Raw genomic sequence first — 16,090 nt, 5'->3', positions numbered from 1 at the left:
GCGACGGATAGCGTGCCATCCGGTATTTTTCCGGCCACCGCCGGACGGATCGTGTGTATCAGGATAAAGCGTAGCGACGGCGGATGACTGCGGTCCTCGGCGCCAGGCCCGTTAAGAGGCTGGCCAGCCTATCGGCAGACTATCCCGTCAACGCTTTAACCTTCACCTGCGTTGTATGGTTTATCTGTCACAATAGCAAGGGAAAACCCGTATCCGCCATATTGTCGATCGATTTGATCCTCTTATGAAACATCAGGACGGGAAGGCATGATTCGCGCGTTTTCGCGCATCACTCCTTGCAATACAGGCTTGGCATATGGGATTTTCCATTCGGGACAGGCTTGAAGCGGGTATTCGAGTAGGGAACTGGGGTTGAAAGCTCACCGGAAACAGACAGGCGCCGACCTGTCCCGAAGCGGGACGGGCCATGCGCCAGTGCTGCAATTTCGATGGATCTCGGCGCGAATCGCCTGCCGGGTCGCGCTTCTGATGGCCGCGGTTCTGATGGGGCAGGGCGCCCGCGCGGCGCAGCCGATTCTCGCTTATGGCGCACGCATCGCCGGTGATGCCGCCAGAACCCGCATCGTCATCGATTTCGAGGCCAAGCCGGAATTTTCGGTTCATTATGTCGGCGGTCCGGAGCGGATCATCATCGACCTGCCCGCAACCGCCTTCGGCTTCCCGGCCGACGATCTTTCCCCGCGCGGCCTGTTCAAGGATATTCGCTACGGCACGATGGGCAGCGCCAGCGCCCGCATCGTCCTGACCTCGGTCAAGCCGGTCAGGCTGGTCAAGGCGGAGGCGCGCCAGGAGGAGAATGGCGGTTACCGGCTGGTGCTCGATGCCGAGATGACCAGCAAGGACGATTTCGCCACGCTGCTCAAGGGGCAGGACTGGAATGACGGTTCGACGGTTGAGGCCGCGCCCAATCCGCTGGCCGCCGACGATGGCGTTTTCACCGTCGCGATCGATGCCGGCCATGGCGGTATCGATGCCGGTGCGACGGCACTCGCCAGCAAGACGCCGGAAAAGGTGATCACGCTCGGTTTCGCAAAGCTTCTCGCCGACAAGCTGAACAAGCTGCAGGGGGTGAAGGCCTTCCTGACGCGGGAGGATGACACGTTCCTGTCCCTGTCCGAGCGGGTGACGATTGCTCGTCAGCACCATGCCGACCTGTTCATCTCCCTGCATGCCGACACGGTTCCGCAGAAGGATATCCGCGGCGCGACCGTCTACACGCTCTCGGACAAGGCGTCCGACCGCATGGCGGAAAATCTCGCCGCCCGTGAAAACCTTTCCGACCAGATCGCCGGTGTCAGCCCGGAGGCTGGTCCGTCCGAGGTTGCCGACATCCTGCTCGATCTCACCCGCCGCGAGACCCAGGCCTTTTCGGTGTCGCTGGCCGACAAGGTGGTCAAATCCTTCGAAGGGCAGGTGGGCCTCATCAACAATCCGCACCGCCAGGCGGGCTTCCAGGTTCTGCGCGCCCCGGATTTTCCGTCGGTACTGCTCGAACTCGGTTTCCTCTCCAATCCGGACGATGAAAGACAACTGCTCGATGAAGCATGGCGTGAGAAAGTCGCTGGCCTGATCTCTGCGGCCGTCGATCAGTATCGTGGTCGATCCGTCGCAAACGGCGGCTGATGCGGGGCTTTGCTGATCACGAATACGTGGCCTGCCTGCCACAGATGCAGGCGAATATCGTAAACCTTGCAGACAACCCACGGAAATACTTGGGCGAAGCCCTATTTTCCTCACATTCGGACGATTATTCGTGGCCAGCCGAATGCGGCGGAGACGGTGCGTTTTATCGCCCCAAGCCTTGCGTCGGTGCAATCACCGTGCAAAACGCCTTGAACCATGCGATGGTGCGCATTGCGCGCCGACTGAAAGCTGAACGGTAGCTCGGACATGATCAGACTGATTGGATATTTCTTTGGCATGGGCTGCGTCCTGTTTCTGGGTGTCGCCGCTGCAGCCGCCATCTATCTGAATGGCGTTGCCAAGGATCTGCCCAATTACGAGGTCTTGGCTTCCTACGAGCCGCCCGTCGCCACCCGCGTGCATGCCGGCAACGGCGCGCTGATGTCGGAATATGCCCGCGAGCGCCGCCTGTTCCTGCCGATCCAGGCCATTCCGGACCGCGTCAAGGCAGCCTTCCTGTCGGCCGAAGACAAGAACTTCTACAATCATCCGGGCGTTGATATTTCCGGTCTCGGTCGTGCAGTTCTCAACAACCTGCAGAATTTCGGTTCTGGTCGTCGCCCTGAAGGCGCCTCGACCATTACCCAGCAGGTGGCGAAGAATTTTCTTCTGACCAACGACCAGACGATCGACCGCAAGGTCAAGGAAGCAATCCTCTCCTTCCGCATCGAGCAGACCTATTCCAAGGACAAGATCCTCGAACTCTACCTGAACGAGATCTTCTTCGGCCTGAACTCCTACGGCATCGCCGGTGCGGCACTGACCTATTTCAACAAGTCCGTCACCGAACTGACGACGGCGGAAGCCGCTTATCTGGCTTCGCTGCCGAAGGGACCGAACAACTATCATCCGTTCCGCCACACCCAGGCAGCACTGGACCGCCGCAACTGGGTCATCGACCGTATGGCCGAGAATGGCTACATCACCCAGAGCGATGCCGACGATGCCAAGAAGCAGCCGCTGGGCGTCAATCTGCGCCGCGGCGGCGGCCAGGTCTTCGCTTCGGAATTCTTCTCCGAGGAAGTCCGCCGCCAGCTGATCGAACGCTACGGCGACAAGGTTCTGTATGAGGGCGGCCTTTCGGTCCGCACCTCGCTTGATCCCGATCTGCAGGCTCTTGCCCGTCATGCGCTGCAGGATGGCCTGATCGATTACGACGAGCGCCGCGGTTACCGTGGTCCGGTCACGCAGATCCCGCCGAGCGGTGATTGGGGTCCGGCACTGGCAAAGCTGAAGGCGCTCGGCGACATTCCGGAATGGAAGCTCGCCGTCGTGACAGACGTCTCCGCCAAGTCGGTGACCGTTGGCCTGCAGCCCGACACCGATGGTGCCGGCAAGCCTGTAGCTGACCGCGTCACCGGTACGATCGCTGCCGACGACATGAAATGGGCCTATCGCGATGCCACCGGCGACCGCAAGACAGCCAAGTCTCCCGACGGCGTGCTGAAGTCCGGCGATGTCGTTTACGTCGAGACGATCAACGAACAGGCCAAGACCTACAGGCTGCGCCAGCCGCCTAAGGTACAGGGCGGTTTCGTTGCCATGGACCCGAATACCGGCCGCGTTCTCGCCATGGTCGGCGGCTTCTCTTATGCGCAGTCGGAATTCAACCGCGCCACCCAGGCGATGCGCCAGCCCGGCTCGTCCTTCAAGCCTTTCGTGTATTCGGCCGCACTCGACAACGGCTATACGCCGGCTTCGGTCATTCTCGATGCACCGATCGAGGTCGTTTCCGGCGGCCAGGTCTGGAAGCCGGACAATTACGGCAATGAAGGCAGCAACGGTCCCTCGACCCTGCGCTTCGGTATCGAGCATTCGCGGAACCAGATGACCGTCCGCCTTGCGCAGGACATGGGCATGGAACTGGTTGCCGAATATGCAGAGCGTTTCGGCATCTATGACAAGATGCTGCCGGTTCTCGCCATGTCGCTCGGCGCCGGCGAAACCACGGTCATGCGTATGGTCTCGGCCTATGCGGTCATCGCCAATGGCGGCAAGCAGATCAAGCCGACCGTCATCGACCGCATCCAGGACCGTTACGGCAAGACGATCTTCCGTCATGAGGAGCGCACCTGCGAAGGCTGCAACGCCAATGACTGGGCGAACCAGGAAGAGCCGACCGTCGTCGACAACCGCGAGCAGGTTCTCGACCCGATGACTTCCTACCAGATCACCTCGATGATGCAGGGCGTCGTCCAGCGCGGCACCGCCGCCGGCAAGATCACCGTCAAGGATCGCGACGTCGCCGGCAAGACCGGCACCACCAACGACGAAAAGGATGCCTGGTTCGTGGGCTTCACCCCGAACCTCGTCGCCGGCCTCTATATCGGCTTCGACACCCCGTCACCGCTTGGCCGGGTCAGCGGCGGCACGCTTGCCGCGCCGATCTTCAACGAATTCCTCGAGGGTGCGGCAAAGCACATGCCGGCTGAGCGCTTCCACGTGCCGGAAGGCATGACGGTCATGGCCGTCAACCGCAAGACCGGCATGGCGGCTGCGGAAGGCGATCCCGACACGATCATGGAAGCCTTCAAGCCCGGCACCGGCCCGGCCGACAGCTTCCACGTCATCGGCGACGGCGAATACATGAGCCAGGACCAGATCCTGGAATCCTCGCCGCAGGCCCAGCAGGCCGTCACGTCCGGCATGCCCGGCCTCTTCTGATCCGTCTTGGGCGTGAGCCGGGCGCGGGCCTTTACATCCGCGGCCGGCGCAACTATGTCCACGGCAATCCGAAATCCGATAAATCTGAAAGCGAGAAGCAGAACGCCATGCGCGCGGAAATCGAGAACGTAGTCGACGAAATCAAGCAGGCCATAAGCCTGCTGAGGAGGCATCTTTGACTGGGATCAGGCGGTAAGACGACTGGACTGGTTGAATAACAAATCCGAGGATCCCAACCTCTGGAACGATGCCACCGAAGCCCAGAAGCTGATGCGCGAGCGCCAGCAGCTGGATGACGGCATCAGTGGCGTCCGGGCCATGGAACAGCAGCTCAACGACAATATCGAGCTGATTGCCATGGGCGAGGAAGAAAAAGACGAGGCAATCGTCAAGGAAGCCGAGGATGCGCTGAAGGCGCTGAAGGCAGAGGCAGGCCGCCGCCAGGTGGAAGCCATGCTTTCGGGCGAAGCCGACAGCAACGACACCTATGTCGAAGTGCATTCCGGCGCCGGCGGCACGGAAAGCCAGGACTGGGCCAACATGCTTCTGCGCATGTATACCCGCTGGGCCGAACGTTCGAAGTTCAAGGTCGAGCTTCTCGAAGTGCATGACGGCGAAGAAGCCGGCATCAAGTCCGCGACGATCCTCGTCAAGGGCCACAATGCCTATGGCTGGTTGAAGACCGAATCGGGCGTTCACCGCCTCGTTCGTATTTCTCCCTATGACAGCAATGCGCGCCGTCACACCTCGTTTTCCTCGATCTGGGTCTACCCGGTCGTCGATGACTCGATTCAGATCGACATCAACGAGAGCGATTGCCGCATCGACACCTACCGCTCGTCGGGCGCCGGTGGCCAGCACGTCAACACGACCGACTCGGCCGTGCGTATCACGCATATGCCGTCCGGCATCGTCGTGCAGTGCCAGCAGGAACGTTCGCAGCACAAGAACCGCGCCAAGGCCTGGGACATGCTGCGTGCCCGTCTCTACGAAGCGGAACTGAAGAAGCGCGAAGACGCGGCCAATGCCGAAGCGGCCTCGAAGACCGATATCGGCTGGGGTCACCAGATCCGCTCCTACGTTCTGCAGCCCTACCAGCTGGTCAAGGACCTGCGCACGGGTGTTTCCAGCACGGCGCCGGACGATGTTCTGGATGGCGATCTGGACGAGTTCATGGAAGCCGCACTCGCGCACCGCATCAGCGGTGCCGCCGACGTCGCAGCCGACATCGACTGATCTTCGATTTCATCGGACAACAAAAAACGGCCGGATCTTACGATCCGGCCGTTTTCGTTTGCAATGATGGTTTTGTTATTCGGCCGCCGCCATCGCACCGCGCGAACTGCGCAGTACGAAGAGCGACAGGCCGCAGACGACAAGCGAGCAGATCGCGATGATGGTCACCATCGGCAGCGCCGTGCCATCGACGAACAGGCCGCCGACGCCGATCACCACGGCCGACGTGCAGAACTGGATCGTGCCCATCAGCGCCGACGCGGTGCCGGCGATGCGCCCATGGTGTTCGAGCGCAAGGACGGCTGCCGTCGGCACGATCATGCCGAGGAAGGCGTAACCGCCGAACAGGAAGGCGGCCATGATTTCCAGCCGGTCGAAACCGGTATGCATGACGAGCGCCAGCGCCACCATCATCGTGACATAACCGAGCACCGCTCCGCGGATGACCTTGCGCAGGCCGATCTTGCGCGAAAGCCAGCCGTTCAGCTGCGACATGCCGATGAAACCGACGGCATTCATCGAAAAGACGATGCTGTAGAAGGTCGGCGACAGGCCGTAATGCTCGATCAGCACGAAGGACGAGTTGGCGACATAGATCATGTAGCTCGACATGCCGAACGAGGCGATGAAGACAAGGCCGAGATAATAGGGATCGCGCAGCAGCATGCCATAGGAGCGCAGGGCGCCTGCGATCGAGCTTTCACTGCGGGCCGCTTGCGGCCGGGTTTCTTCCAGACCGAAGAGGGCAACGGCCAGACCGGCGACGCCGGCAATCGCCATGACGGCAAAGATCAGCCGCCAGTCGCCGAACAGTGTGACGATACTGCCGGCAAGCGGTGCCAGAATGGGCGACACACTGAAGACCAGCATCAGCCGCGACATCAGTTCCGCCGCAGCCGGGCCGGTATGCAGGTCACGCACGACGGCGCGGGAAATGACGACACCGGCACAGGCGCCCATGCCCTGCAGAAAGCGGAAGGCGACCAGCCATTCGATCGACGGCGACAGCGCGCAGCCGATCGAGCCGATCAGATAAAGGCAAAGGCCGACATAAAGCGGGCGCTTGCGGCCGAACATGTCCGACAGCGGACCGTAAACGATCTGCGACACCGCCATGGCGGCAAAAAAGGAGATCAGGCTCGCCTGGACGGCATGGCTGTCGGCCTTCAGGTTTTCGCTGATGGTCGGCAAAGCGGGGAGATACATGTCGAGGGCAAACAGACCGACGGCCGAAAGCAGGCCGAGCACGAGCGCATGATGCGAAGACTTGCTCTGCATTTGGAAAAAGCCTTTCTCGTCACCACATTTTGCGTATAGACCGCAAGGGTGGGACGACCATAGGAAGTAAGGGAACGATTGCCGGCCGAATGGGAGCTTGGATGGCAATTATGTAAAATATTTTGGACACGATTGTCCAATCAGTCAAGTGGCCTTATGTTGCTGTCATGAAAAATTCGCTGTCGGACACGCTTCTGGAACCCGAAACCTGGCCTGCGCCGCAGAACAAGCGGCAGGCCATCCTGAACGCTGCCGCGGATATTTTTGCCGAGGAAGGGTTTGCCGGCGCCAGCATCGATGCGATTGCCGCAAGGGCAGGGGTGTCGCGCCAGACGATCTATAACCAGCTGGGCGACAAGGATAATCTCTTCAAGGTCGTGGTCTCCGACATTACCGACCGTTCCAGCGCCGGCTTCTTTAAGGTGCTGGACACCTTTCCCGTAACGCCCAAAAATCTGGAAGCTGAGCTCGCCGAATTTTCCGCCAATCTGCTGCGCAAGGCGATCTGCGACCCGAACGGCCGCTGGCTGAGAAAACTCGTGGAAACCGAGGGCGATCGCTTTCCGGAACTATTCGAGACCTGGAAGGAATACGGCCCGGGCAAGAAATACCCGGCGATCGCCGCGCGGCTGGCGCAGCTTGCCCTTGGCGGTTATCTCGATCTCGACGATCCGGCGCTCGCTGCCCGCCAATACATGGCGCTGCTGGCGACCGACCTGAAGATCAACCAGCAGACCGGCCGGCCGATGCCCGAATCGGAAATCGACCAGATGGCCGCCGACGCGACCAAAACCTTCATCCGCGCCTTCGGCCGCCGCTGAGCCTCGCCTAAGCCTTAGACCCGCAGTTTAATTGTTGAACTGTTCCGCAAGAATACGGTCAGACCAGGAATGGTCCGGATCGGAGAGAAGCCGCGCCTTGAGATCCGCCGTCTGGGCGACGCGCACATGCAGGATTGACTTGATCTCGGTATTGTCGGCAACCGCATTCACCGGCCGCTTTTCTGGCTCGAGAATGGTGAGGTCGACACAGACCTGATTGGGCAGAAGCGCGCCGCGCCAACGCCGCGGCCGGAACGCGCTGACCGGCGTCATCGCCAGAAGCGGCGCCTCGAGTGGCAGGATCGGCCCATGGGCAGAAAGGTTATAGGCGGTGGAGCCGGCCGGTGTTGCAATCATCAACCCGTCGCAGATCAGCTCCTCCAGTCGCACATGCCCGTCGATCTCCACCCGAAGCTTGGCCGCCTGATAGGACTGCCGGAACAGATAGACCTCGTTGATGGCGAGCGCCGTCGAAGTGTTGCCGTCCGAATCGGTCGCAGTCATCAGCAGCGGATGAAACTCGTTTTCGACGGCGGTTGCGACGCGGGCCTGCAGATTGTCGGTCTTGTAATCGTTCATCAGAAAGCCGACCGAACCGCAATTCATGCCATAGACCCGCTGGCCGGTATGGATGGTCTCATGCAGTGTCTGCAGCATGAACCCGTCGCCACCCAGCGCCACGATGACATCCGCTTCCGGGGCCGGCACATTGCCATAAAGCCCGACAAGCTCCTCCAGCGCGGATTGCGCGTCCGGAGCCGGGGAGGCGATGAAAGCGAGCTTTTCGGCCGATACCATGACGAACCTTCGATGGAGCCCTAAGCGTGACGCGAACGCGTTTTGCGCAGGGACACAGGATTTTTGACGCACGAGGATCGTACGGAATGTACGGCCGCTGCCGTTAGGTACAGGAAAACACCGGCCCGCCACAAGCGCCATGGCCAAGCCCAACCGGCGACATCCTGTCCCGCCCCCGTTCGATCCATCCACATGTCATGATCATGTGACAGGAGTTTTCGCTTTACAGGAGGATAGAATATGCTAACTCCCGTCCCCGAGTGCCCTTGTAGCTCAGTTGGTAGAGCACCTGATTTGTAATCAGGGGGTCGCGGGTTCGAACCCTGCCGGGGGCACCACAAATTTCCCAATGTTTACAGTGAATCAGCGGCTTTTTTGGGCTGCATGGCATGTGCATGTTGTAAGCTGGTTCCCTTGGCTTCCCGGCACTCCGTGAAAATGCTGGCGAATGCATTCAACATGCAACACGGGTAGGGTGGGTCTATTAAGTGTGGCTGGGCAAATAGCCGTGACCGAACTGGTGGTCGTTTTTTCTGCGACCAGGAAAATGAAAATCAAGTCATTGACAGCCGACCATGCCGTGGCACTTTGGGCTTGCAAAGTGTGGGGATGCTTATGACCGAGACTGAAAATGTAGCCAGTTCACGGATAGACTTCTTATCGACCATCTTCAACACTGCCAGTGGTGCGGTCTTCGCAGCACTCTTCGGTGTCGTCGGAGCCCTGATAGCTTCAACGACGGGCTTTATTAACAAGGATCGCGAGCTCGATATTGAGATGATGCGCGTAGCGCTATCGATCCTATCGGAGGCAAGCAACCCTGCAGCAAACGAAGAGTTAGAACCGCAAAGAAAGTTCGCCGTGCGTGCACTGGAAAAGTTCTCAGGCATTGAGATTGAGTACGGCGATTTTGAGACTTGGGCGCGTGAGGGGGTTGTTCCTAAAGTTGCCGAGAGTGTTGAGCAGGTATGTGGCAGGTTAGCTCACAATTTCTCAAACTACAAAAGAACGCACTTTTCAAGCGCGTCGTCTCGATCGGAGAATTACATGAATATGTATATTTTGGGATGTCTTAATAATACATCAAGCGATCAAGTAAAAATTGTTTACAGCGCCCTAATTAAGGAGGAGGAGCAAATTGAGCGCGAAGAAAATGAAATGCGTGAAGAAATGAGAGCTAAAAGAGCAGCCGGGGAATATCCGTTCAATTTTCAAACTCTCGATAGTCCGCCCGCTCAGAATTGGCCAAGGGTAATCAGAAAAAGATTTGAACCTAAGCCGATTCCCTGAACCCCGAATCAAAGATCTCGGTGGTGAGATATATGGTCGATCATCACCGCCTAATCGACCCCGTCATCACCGGATCAATAACCTCCAGCCGATGCCAAGCCACGGAGGCGCTGAACATCAGCATGGCGATGATGGGAATGATGAAAAGCACGACGGCGCCGTTACGCATGACAAAACCTCGACTGCCCCCAGCCGTGGTCGAGATTTGCGGCTTTCCCGATTAACAGGTGGTTAATTTGTCCCGGTTCTGCACAGGCGATTGCGGCTGTTGGACCGGAATGATCCTCGGGTAAGGTGCGGCGGCTAAAGCCGCTTGTCGAAATCGACGCTCGTATCCGTGCCCTTCGGTGATGGATAGGAGAAACGCCCGAATTCCGCATAACCCTGATTGCCCCAGAACTTCAGCGTGCCGTCTGCAAGCGCGTCGGCATGGAGGTAGGAGAGGGCATAACCCAGCTTTTCTGATTCCGCTTCCAGTGCATGGACGATACGGCTGCCGAGCCCGTGCCGGCGCACCGTCTGATCGAGATAGACGCGGACGATCTGGCAGGTTTTAGCCGGATCAGGATAACGATCCTTCAGGCGTTCCGCCGTACCGGGTTTTCGGCCAAGGCCGCACAGTCCGCCTGTCGCGATGATCTCGTTCCGATCATTGCGAACGATGATGAAGGCACCGCGGCTTTTCTCCGTGAACCAGTTGCCTTCCCCCGAGGACCGCAGAGAATCGAGATCGGCATGCCAGACGGGATTGTAGTCGATCCCGTAAAATTCCTGGATGATCCGCAGGCAGAAGCTGCGCGCTTCATCCCCCAGCACGGCAAAATCCGCCTCGGTCAGAATTTCCAGCGAAAAGCCTGCAGTCCGGTTCATCTCGATGGGCCTCCGGTGATGTGGTCTCATCGTAGATAAGACAGTGAAAAGAAAAAGGGCGACATCGCTGCCGCCCTTGAAAACTATCCAAAATCGCCGGCCTCACTTCACCTTGCCGACGCCCGCATAGGCAAAGCCGTGTGCCTCAACCTCATGGGCGCGATAGACATTGCGCAGGTCCACCAGAACAGGGGCCTTCATCACCGATTTCAGCCGGTTGAGATCAAGCGCCCGGAACTCGTTCCATTCCGTCACCAGAACCGCGACATCGGCGCCTTCGGCCGCCTGATAAGGCCCCTTGGCAAATTCGATATCCATCATCTGGCGGGCGTTTTCCATCCCCTCCGGATCGTAGCCGGAAACGATTGCACCCGCATCCTGCAGAGCCTGGACGATCGCAATCGCCGGGCTGTCGCGCATGTCGTCTGTATTCGGCTTGAAGGTGAGACCGAAGACGGCGACCTTCTTGCCGCGCACGTCGCCGCCGGCAGCATTGATGACCTTGCGGCCCATGGCGCGCTTGCGGTTGTCGTTGATTGCGATCGTCGTTTCGATCAGCCGCATCGGGCTGTCATGGTCCTGTGCGGTCTTTGCCAGCGCCAGCGTGTCTTTGGGGAAGCAGGAACCGCCATAACCCGGGCCGGCATGCAGAAACTTTGCGCCGATACGGCCATCGAGGCCGATGCCGCGCGAAACATCCTGCACGTCGGCGCCGACACGTTCGCACAGATCGGCGATCTCGTTGATGAAGGTGATCTTCATCGCCAGAAAACCGTTGGCCGCATATTTGATCAGCTCGGATGTCTGGCGGCTGGTGAAGAGAATGGGCGCCTGATTGAGATAAAGCGGCCGGTAGACTTCGGTCATGACGCCACGCGCACGATCGTCGGCAAGGCCGACGACGATGCGGTCAGGCCGCTTGAAATCTTCGATCGCTGCACCTTCGCGCAAAAATTCCGGGTTGGAGACGACAGCGACATCGGCATCCGGATTGGTCTCGCGGATGATCCGCTCCACCTCGTCGCCGGTGCCGACCGGCACGGTTGATTTGGTGACGACGACGGTAAAGCCCTTGATCGAGGCCGCGATTTCGCGCGCCGCCGCATAGACGTAGCCGAGGTCGGCATGGCCATCACCGCGCCGCGACGGCGTGCCGACGGCGATGAAGACGACGTCCGCGGCAGCGACCGCTTCCGCGAGCTCGGTCGTGAAGGAGAGGCGACCCGCCTTGACATTGGTTTCGACGAGCTGGTCGAGACCCGGCTCGAAAATCGGGATAACGCCGTTCTTCAGGGCCTCGATCTTGTCTGCGGCCTTGTCGACGCAGACCACGTCATGCCCGAAATCCGCAAAGCATGCACCAGACACCAGGCCCACATAGCCCGAACCGACCATTACGATATGCATTCCGCACCTCTTTGCCACGCATTCTGCGCGGCTTCCTAAATCATCTGTTTTTTATTGCAATGTGACGGGCCGCCCGCCCATTGCGGGGTATCAACGGATTTCCTGTCTCACCACCGGATCTGGCGCCGGACCTTCCGCGATAAAATGCGGATTGGCAAAATCCGCATCATCCGACTGGTTCGTCTTGCCGTAGCGCAAGGGCAGGCCGTTTGTGTCACGCGTATGGCCGCCGGAAGCGCGCAGCACGGCATCGCCGGCAGCCGTGTCCCATTCCATCGTCCGGCCGAAGCGGGGATAGATATCGGCGCCCCCCTCTGCCAGAAGGCAGAATTTCAGGGACGAACCGATCGATTTCGTTTCCATCGCGCCGCAACGTTCAAGGAAGGCGTCCGTCTCGGCGGTGCGGTGCGACCGGCTGGCCAGCGCCACCGGCGGCTGGCGCATGGCCCGGCAGCGGATCGGCTCGCGGCTCTCAGGCGTAAAATCCGCACCGACCTTGATCTTCCAGGCCTGACTGCCGGCACCCGCATAGGCAACGCCCAGTGCAGGCGCATAAACGATGCCGGCAGTCGGCACGCCATCTTCGATCAGGGCTATATTGACGGTGAAATCATCCTTGCCGCTGACAAATTCCTTGGTGCCGTCGAGCGGGTCGACGAGCAGGAAGGATCGGCCGGTAATGTCAGGCACATGGCCTGCCGCCACCTGCTCCTCGGCAATCACGGGAATTTCCGGAAAGTTTTGGGCGAGCGCCGCAAGAATGATCCGCTCGGCTTCTTCGTCGGCCTCGGTCACCGGGGAGCGGTCAGCCTTGTAATGGGTGACTGCCCCGGCTTGCCGGATCTCGACAATGGCCTTGCCGGCGGCAAGGGCCGCGCTTTCGAAAATCTCCAGCATGCCGGAGACTCGGCCGGGGATCAGAGAGGAGGCAGGCTCGGAAGGTTTCAACATCGATGTCATGGGCAATGCCTTACGGCAATTGCCCTCCGTCACGCAATGCCGGCTTCTTGCCACGCGCCGAAACGCCGCTCCTCCCGCTTATATATAGAGCGCAGCCTACTGCGGCGCTGCCCGACCGGGACGTCGCCGCCGGATATCGATATTGAGCAGGCCCGCGGCATTCTGCAGGGTGACCAGCATGATCATGCCAAGCGTTTCGGCAAGCCGGATGAGAAGCACATGCATGTCGGGAATATCGGCGCGGGCGGCGAGAGCAGGAGCCGGCTGCGAGACGAAATGTTCCGTCCAGGTGACAGGTGTCTTCTCTGTTGCCGGTGCCGCATCCGCGCTGGGCGCCGGCAGATAGGCGGAAATGCTGTCCGGAAGCTCTTGCGCCGGCATGGCTGGGTTCGGTGCTATTGCCTGATCGATCATGGGAGAGGACAGGGGCGGTAGCCAGGAAGGTCGCGGCGGCACATAGAGGATGACCTCCGGTTCTTCTTCCTCATTGTCATAAAGAAAGGTTTCCGGCTGCACATGGAAACCGGCCTCAAGTGCTGCGCCGATAAAATCGGCCCGGGCCAGCGAGGGTGATGCCTTGCCGGTCAGCGCGTCGCGGCAGGCGCGCACGGCCGTCAGATGTGCGTCCGTCCGTTTGCATGGCCAGGCCGCGAGCATCATCAATGCCGCGTCGAGCGTGTCCGAAACGGTAATCGTGCCGGGCCGCCCGAAGATTTCGAGGACGACCGGCTTTTTCCAACTCCCGCGATTCATATGAATCTCCTTAATAAGCACATTAGGAGATATTCATATAAAGCTTGCGTCGGGATTGCGTCGAAGTTGTATTGCGCTGCATCATGGAATGGACCGCCCGCATGGATTGTGTGGGCGGTCCGGATCTGGTGTCGAAATTCAGCTCTTGCGGGTCAGATGCTGGCGTGTCGCATAAAGCGCGATTGCCGCGGCATTCGAAACGTTGAGCGACTTGATCGCGCCCGGCATGTCCAGCCGTGCCAGAGACGTCACCGTCTCGCGCGTCTTCTGGCGCAGGCCCTTGCCTTCGGAGCCGAGTACAAGCGCCACGCGCTCGCCCTCGAAGGTGCCTTCCAGCGGGGCGGGGCCTTCCGAATCAAGGCCGATCGTCTGGAAGCCGAGCCGATGCAGCTCGTCTAGCGCCTCGGCAAGATTGCCGATCTGGATATAGGGAATGAGTTCCAGTGCACCGGAAGCCGATTTGGCAAGCACGCCCGACTCGGTCGGGCTATGTCTCTGGGTGGTGATGACGGCGCCGGCATCGAAAGCAACGGCCGAACGCATGATCGCGCCGACATTATGCGGATCGGTGACCTGGTCCAGGACAAGAAGAAGCGGGCTTTTCTTCAAGGCTTCAAGCCGGCGCACCGGCAGCGGCCTTGTTTCCAGCATCACGCCCTGGTGGATCGCTTCGGGGCCGAGCACCTTGTCGATATCCTGCGGCGAAACGAATTCGACGGGGAAGGAAAGGGCGGATGGATCCTCGCCGATATCAAGCCTTGCGAACGCATTCTGCGTCACCGAAAGCTTGATCAGCTTGCGCTCTTTATTATCGAGAGCCGCCCTGACCGTATGCAGGCCATAGAGAAAGACCTGTTCGGGCTGCAACTGCGGCGGCTTCCAGTCCTTGTTGGACTTGATCCGCTTCTGCTGCGGGGTTGGAATTTCGCCACGCTCGCGCTTGGCATCGCGCACCGCGCGCCGAAGCGTCGCATAATGGGTGTCGCGGGTGGATTTGTCTTTTGTGTCGTCTTTGCTCATGACGCCTTATAACTCAGGGGCATTGGCCCGGCAAAGCCCCACCTGCCAAACCGGCTGCCTGTGGACGCTGTTTTATTTTCGTAATTTTTGCTGTTTTCCCGTGTTGACAGACGGGATCGAGGCCGTCATATACGCGGCGCAGACAACGGGGCGGCAAGCTTCACAGTCTGCCGAACTTGGTCTAACGATCCGGACGAAAAACTGGAGAGATGCCCGAGTGGTTAAAGGGGACGGACTGTAAATCCGTTGGCTCAGCCTACGTTGGTTCAAATCCAACTCTCTCCACCATTCGTCTCAGATCGTGACCACCTCCGCGGGTATAGCTCAATGGTAGAGCAGCAGCCTTCCAAGCTGAATACGCGGGTTCGATTCCCGCTACCCGCTCCAAGCTCCCTCTTCGAAAATTGATGATAAAGTATCGGCGGCATCCGCTATTCTTGCGTTTGGTCAAATTTACGCGCCGCAGAAATTTATCTTTTTAAAGCCGCGGTTTATACCATTTTTGGATGCGACTTTCCTTGCGGTTTCTTCTAAAGATCGTGGGCCGGCAAGATGCCGCGCTCTCCTCTTTTGACGGATATTCTCCATGAAGAAAATGCTTGCTGCCGCAGCGCTTGCAACCATGCTGATCCCTTGCGTCTCTTTCGCCGAAACCCTGAAGTTTCCGAGCGAAAAGCCGATTGCCCAGATTACCATCCCCGACAGCTGGGGCCCGGAGGAGACCGAAACCGGCATCCAGGCAACCTCTGACGACAGCGCGATCTATCTGTCGATCGATATCGCCGACGAAAAGACCTCCGACAAGGTGATCAGCGACGCGATCGATTTCCTTCAGCAGAATGGCGTCTCGATCGACGAGAAGAGCCAGAAGGAATCCGATGATACCGTCAACGGCATGAAAATGAGCAATCTCGACTGGAGCGGCAAGGACAAGGACGGCCCGGTCAATATCGGTCTTTCCTTCCTGTCGCCGAAGCCAGGCAAGCTTCTCGTCATTACCTATTGGGGTACCAAGGGCGAGCAGGAAAAGCATGGGCCGGAACTGCTGGCGATCATCCAGTCGCTGAAATCTGCCGGCAAATAAGCCTGCGGCATCCATTGGCCGGCTGTCATCCCATGTTATGGCGGCCGGCTTCATGGCTGAAAGGCGAGGGCATGCATGGCGATTTCGCCATGTCGGAAAAGCCTCTCGTGGAACGCGCGATTTACCGCGTTTTCGGCCGCGCCCCTTGTACTGGCGCCGCGCGCAATTATGTCTTGCGCAATCCTATGGAAAGCCTTAAACGGCG

Annotated in this window: 14 protein-coding genes and 3 tRNA genes; 9 read left to right on the top strand and 8 right to left on the bottom strand. The window is 59.5% G+C overall.

Features of this window, described 5'->3' with window-relative positions; genetic code table 11:
• The first annotated feature begins 489 nt into the window (after nucleotides 1-489).
• The 3 genes from FHW37_RS06745 to prfB all read left to right on the top strand — a co-directional run bounded on the left by FHW37_RS06745 (nucleotide 490) and on the right by prfB (nucleotide 5,604).
• The gene (locus tag FHW37_RS06745) at nucleotides 490-1,644 is read left to right on the top strand and encodes an N-acetylmuramoyl-L-alanine amidase (protein ID WP_145635923.1); all 1,155 of its coding nucleotides are present in this window, start codon (nucleotides 490-492) and stop codon (nucleotides 1,642-1,644) included.
• Between the two features lie 267 nt (nucleotides 1,645-1,911).
• Nucleotides 1,912-4,368 carry a penicillin-binding protein 1A gene (locus tag FHW37_RS06740; RefSeq protein ID WP_145634255.1) on the top strand — a complete coding sequence of 819 codons (2,457 nt, stop codon included), beginning with the start codon at nucleotides 1,912-1,914 and terminating at the stop codon, nucleotides 4,366-4,368.
• A 107-nt stretch (nucleotides 4,369-4,475) separates the two neighbouring features.
• A protein-coding gene (gene prfB, locus FHW37_RS06735) for a peptide chain release factor 2 (protein ID WP_145634253.1) occupies nucleotides 4,476-5,604 on the top strand; the annotation gives its coding sequence in 2 pieces (ribosomal slippage) (nucleotides 4,476-4,544 and nucleotides 4,546-5,604; 1,128 coding nt in all).
• 75 nt (nucleotides 5,605-5,679) lie between these two features.
• Here prfB and FHW37_RS06730 read toward each other — a convergent pair.
• Entirely contained in the window at nucleotides 5,680-6,882 is a 1,203-nt protein-coding gene (locus FHW37_RS06730; RefSeq protein ID WP_145634251.1) for a multidrug effflux MFS transporter, read from the bottom strand.
• Nucleotides 6,883-7,049: 167 nt separating this feature from the next.
• Between FHW37_RS06730 and FHW37_RS06725 the strand changes: the two genes are divergently transcribed.
• Complete coding sequence (locus FHW37_RS06725; protein ID WP_145634249.1) at nucleotides 7,050-7,703, top strand: TetR/AcrR family transcriptional regulator; 654 nt, start codon at nucleotides 7,050-7,052, stop codon at nucleotides 7,701-7,703.
• Between the two features lie 27 nt (nucleotides 7,704-7,730).
• On the opposite strand, the gene FHW37_RS06720 is transcribed toward FHW37_RS06725, so the two are convergent.
• Nucleotides 7,731-8,501, bottom strand: coding sequence for an NAD kinase (locus FHW37_RS06720; protein ID WP_145634247.1), 771 nt, complete (start codon nucleotides 8,499-8,501; stop codon nucleotides 7,731-7,733).
• A 262-nt stretch (nucleotides 8,502-8,763) separates the two neighbouring features.
• Here FHW37_RS06720 and FHW37_RS06715 point away from each other — a divergent pair.
• Both FHW37_RS06715 and FHW37_RS06710 read left to right on the top strand, forming a co-directional pair.
• A tRNA-Thr gene (locus FHW37_RS06715) sits at nucleotides 8,764-8,839 on the top strand.
• A gap of 277 nt (nucleotides 8,840-9,116) precedes the next feature.
• A complete protein-coding gene (locus FHW37_RS06710) occupies nucleotides 9,117-9,791 on the top strand; it encodes a hypothetical protein (protein WP_145634244.1) in 675 nt (224 codons plus the stop codon).
• Nucleotides 9,792-9,834: 43 nt separating this feature from the next.
• Here FHW37_RS06710 and FHW37_RS34430 read toward each other — a convergent pair whose 3' ends face one another.
• From FHW37_RS34430 to FHW37_RS06685, 6 genes are all read right to left on the bottom strand, one after another.
• Nucleotides 9,835-9,960: a hypothetical protein gene (locus tag FHW37_RS34430; protein WP_281407238.1), complete on the bottom strand. Its 126-nt coding sequence runs from the start codon at nucleotides 9,958-9,960 to the stop codon at nucleotides 9,835-9,837.
• Between the two features lie 134 nt (nucleotides 9,961-10,094).
• Nucleotides 10,095-10,661 carry a GNAT family N-acetyltransferase gene (locus FHW37_RS06705; RefSeq protein WP_186458175.1) on the bottom strand — a complete coding sequence of 189 codons (567 nt, stop codon included), beginning with the start codon at nucleotides 10,659-10,661 and terminating at the stop codon, nucleotides 10,095-10,097.
• A 102-nt stretch (nucleotides 10,662-10,763) separates the two neighbouring features.
• On the bottom strand, nucleotides 10,764-12,068 hold the full coding sequence (locus tag FHW37_RS06700; protein ID WP_145634240.1) for a UDP-glucose dehydrogenase family protein: 1,305 nt from the start codon (nucleotides 12,066-12,068) through the stop codon (nucleotides 10,764-10,766).
• 90 nt (nucleotides 12,069-12,158) lie between these two features.
• Nucleotides 12,159-12,965 (bottom strand): 3'(2'),5'-bisphosphate nucleotidase CysQ, encoded by an 807-nt coding sequence (gene cysQ / locus FHW37_RS06695; protein WP_145635920.1) that lies wholly within the window; start codon nucleotides 12,963-12,965, stop codon nucleotides 12,159-12,161.
• A gap of 159 nt (nucleotides 12,966-13,124) precedes the next feature.
• Nucleotides 13,125-13,781: a DUF982 domain-containing protein gene (locus FHW37_RS06690; RefSeq protein ID WP_145634238.1), complete on the bottom strand. Its 657-nt coding sequence runs from the start codon at nucleotides 13,779-13,781 to the stop codon at nucleotides 13,125-13,127.
• A 138-nt stretch (nucleotides 13,782-13,919) separates the two neighbouring features.
• Entirely contained in the window at nucleotides 13,920-14,801 is an 882-nt protein-coding gene (locus FHW37_RS06685; protein WP_145634237.1) for a TrmH family RNA methyltransferase, read from the bottom strand.
• A gap of 203 nt (nucleotides 14,802-15,004) precedes the next feature.
• Here FHW37_RS06685 and FHW37_RS06680 point away from each other — a divergent pair.
• The 3 genes from FHW37_RS06680 to FHW37_RS06670 all read left to right on the top strand — a co-directional run bounded on the left by FHW37_RS06680 (nucleotide 15,005) and on the right by FHW37_RS06670 (nucleotide 15,885).
• Nucleotides 15,005-15,089 (top strand) — tRNA-Tyr (locus FHW37_RS06680).
• A 25-nt stretch (nucleotides 15,090-15,114) separates the two neighbouring features.
• Nucleotides 15,115-15,188 (top strand) — tRNA-Gly (locus FHW37_RS06675).
• A gap of 199 nt (nucleotides 15,189-15,387) precedes the next feature.
• Nucleotides 15,388-15,885 (top strand): histidine kinase, encoded by a 498-nt coding sequence (locus FHW37_RS06670; RefSeq protein ID WP_145634235.1) that lies wholly within the window; start codon nucleotides 15,388-15,390, stop codon nucleotides 15,883-15,885.
• The last annotated feature ends 205 nt before the right edge of the window (nucleotides 15,886-16,090 follow it).

The organism is Neorhizobium alkalisoli, from assembly GCF_007829835.1.
In the GTDB taxonomy this organism is placed as follows: domain Bacteria; phylum Pseudomonadota; class Alphaproteobacteria; order Rhizobiales; family Rhizobiaceae; genus Neorhizobium.
The sequence above is the reverse complement of the archived record's forward strand: the minus strand, read 5'-3'. Positions and strand labels throughout refer to the sequence as shown.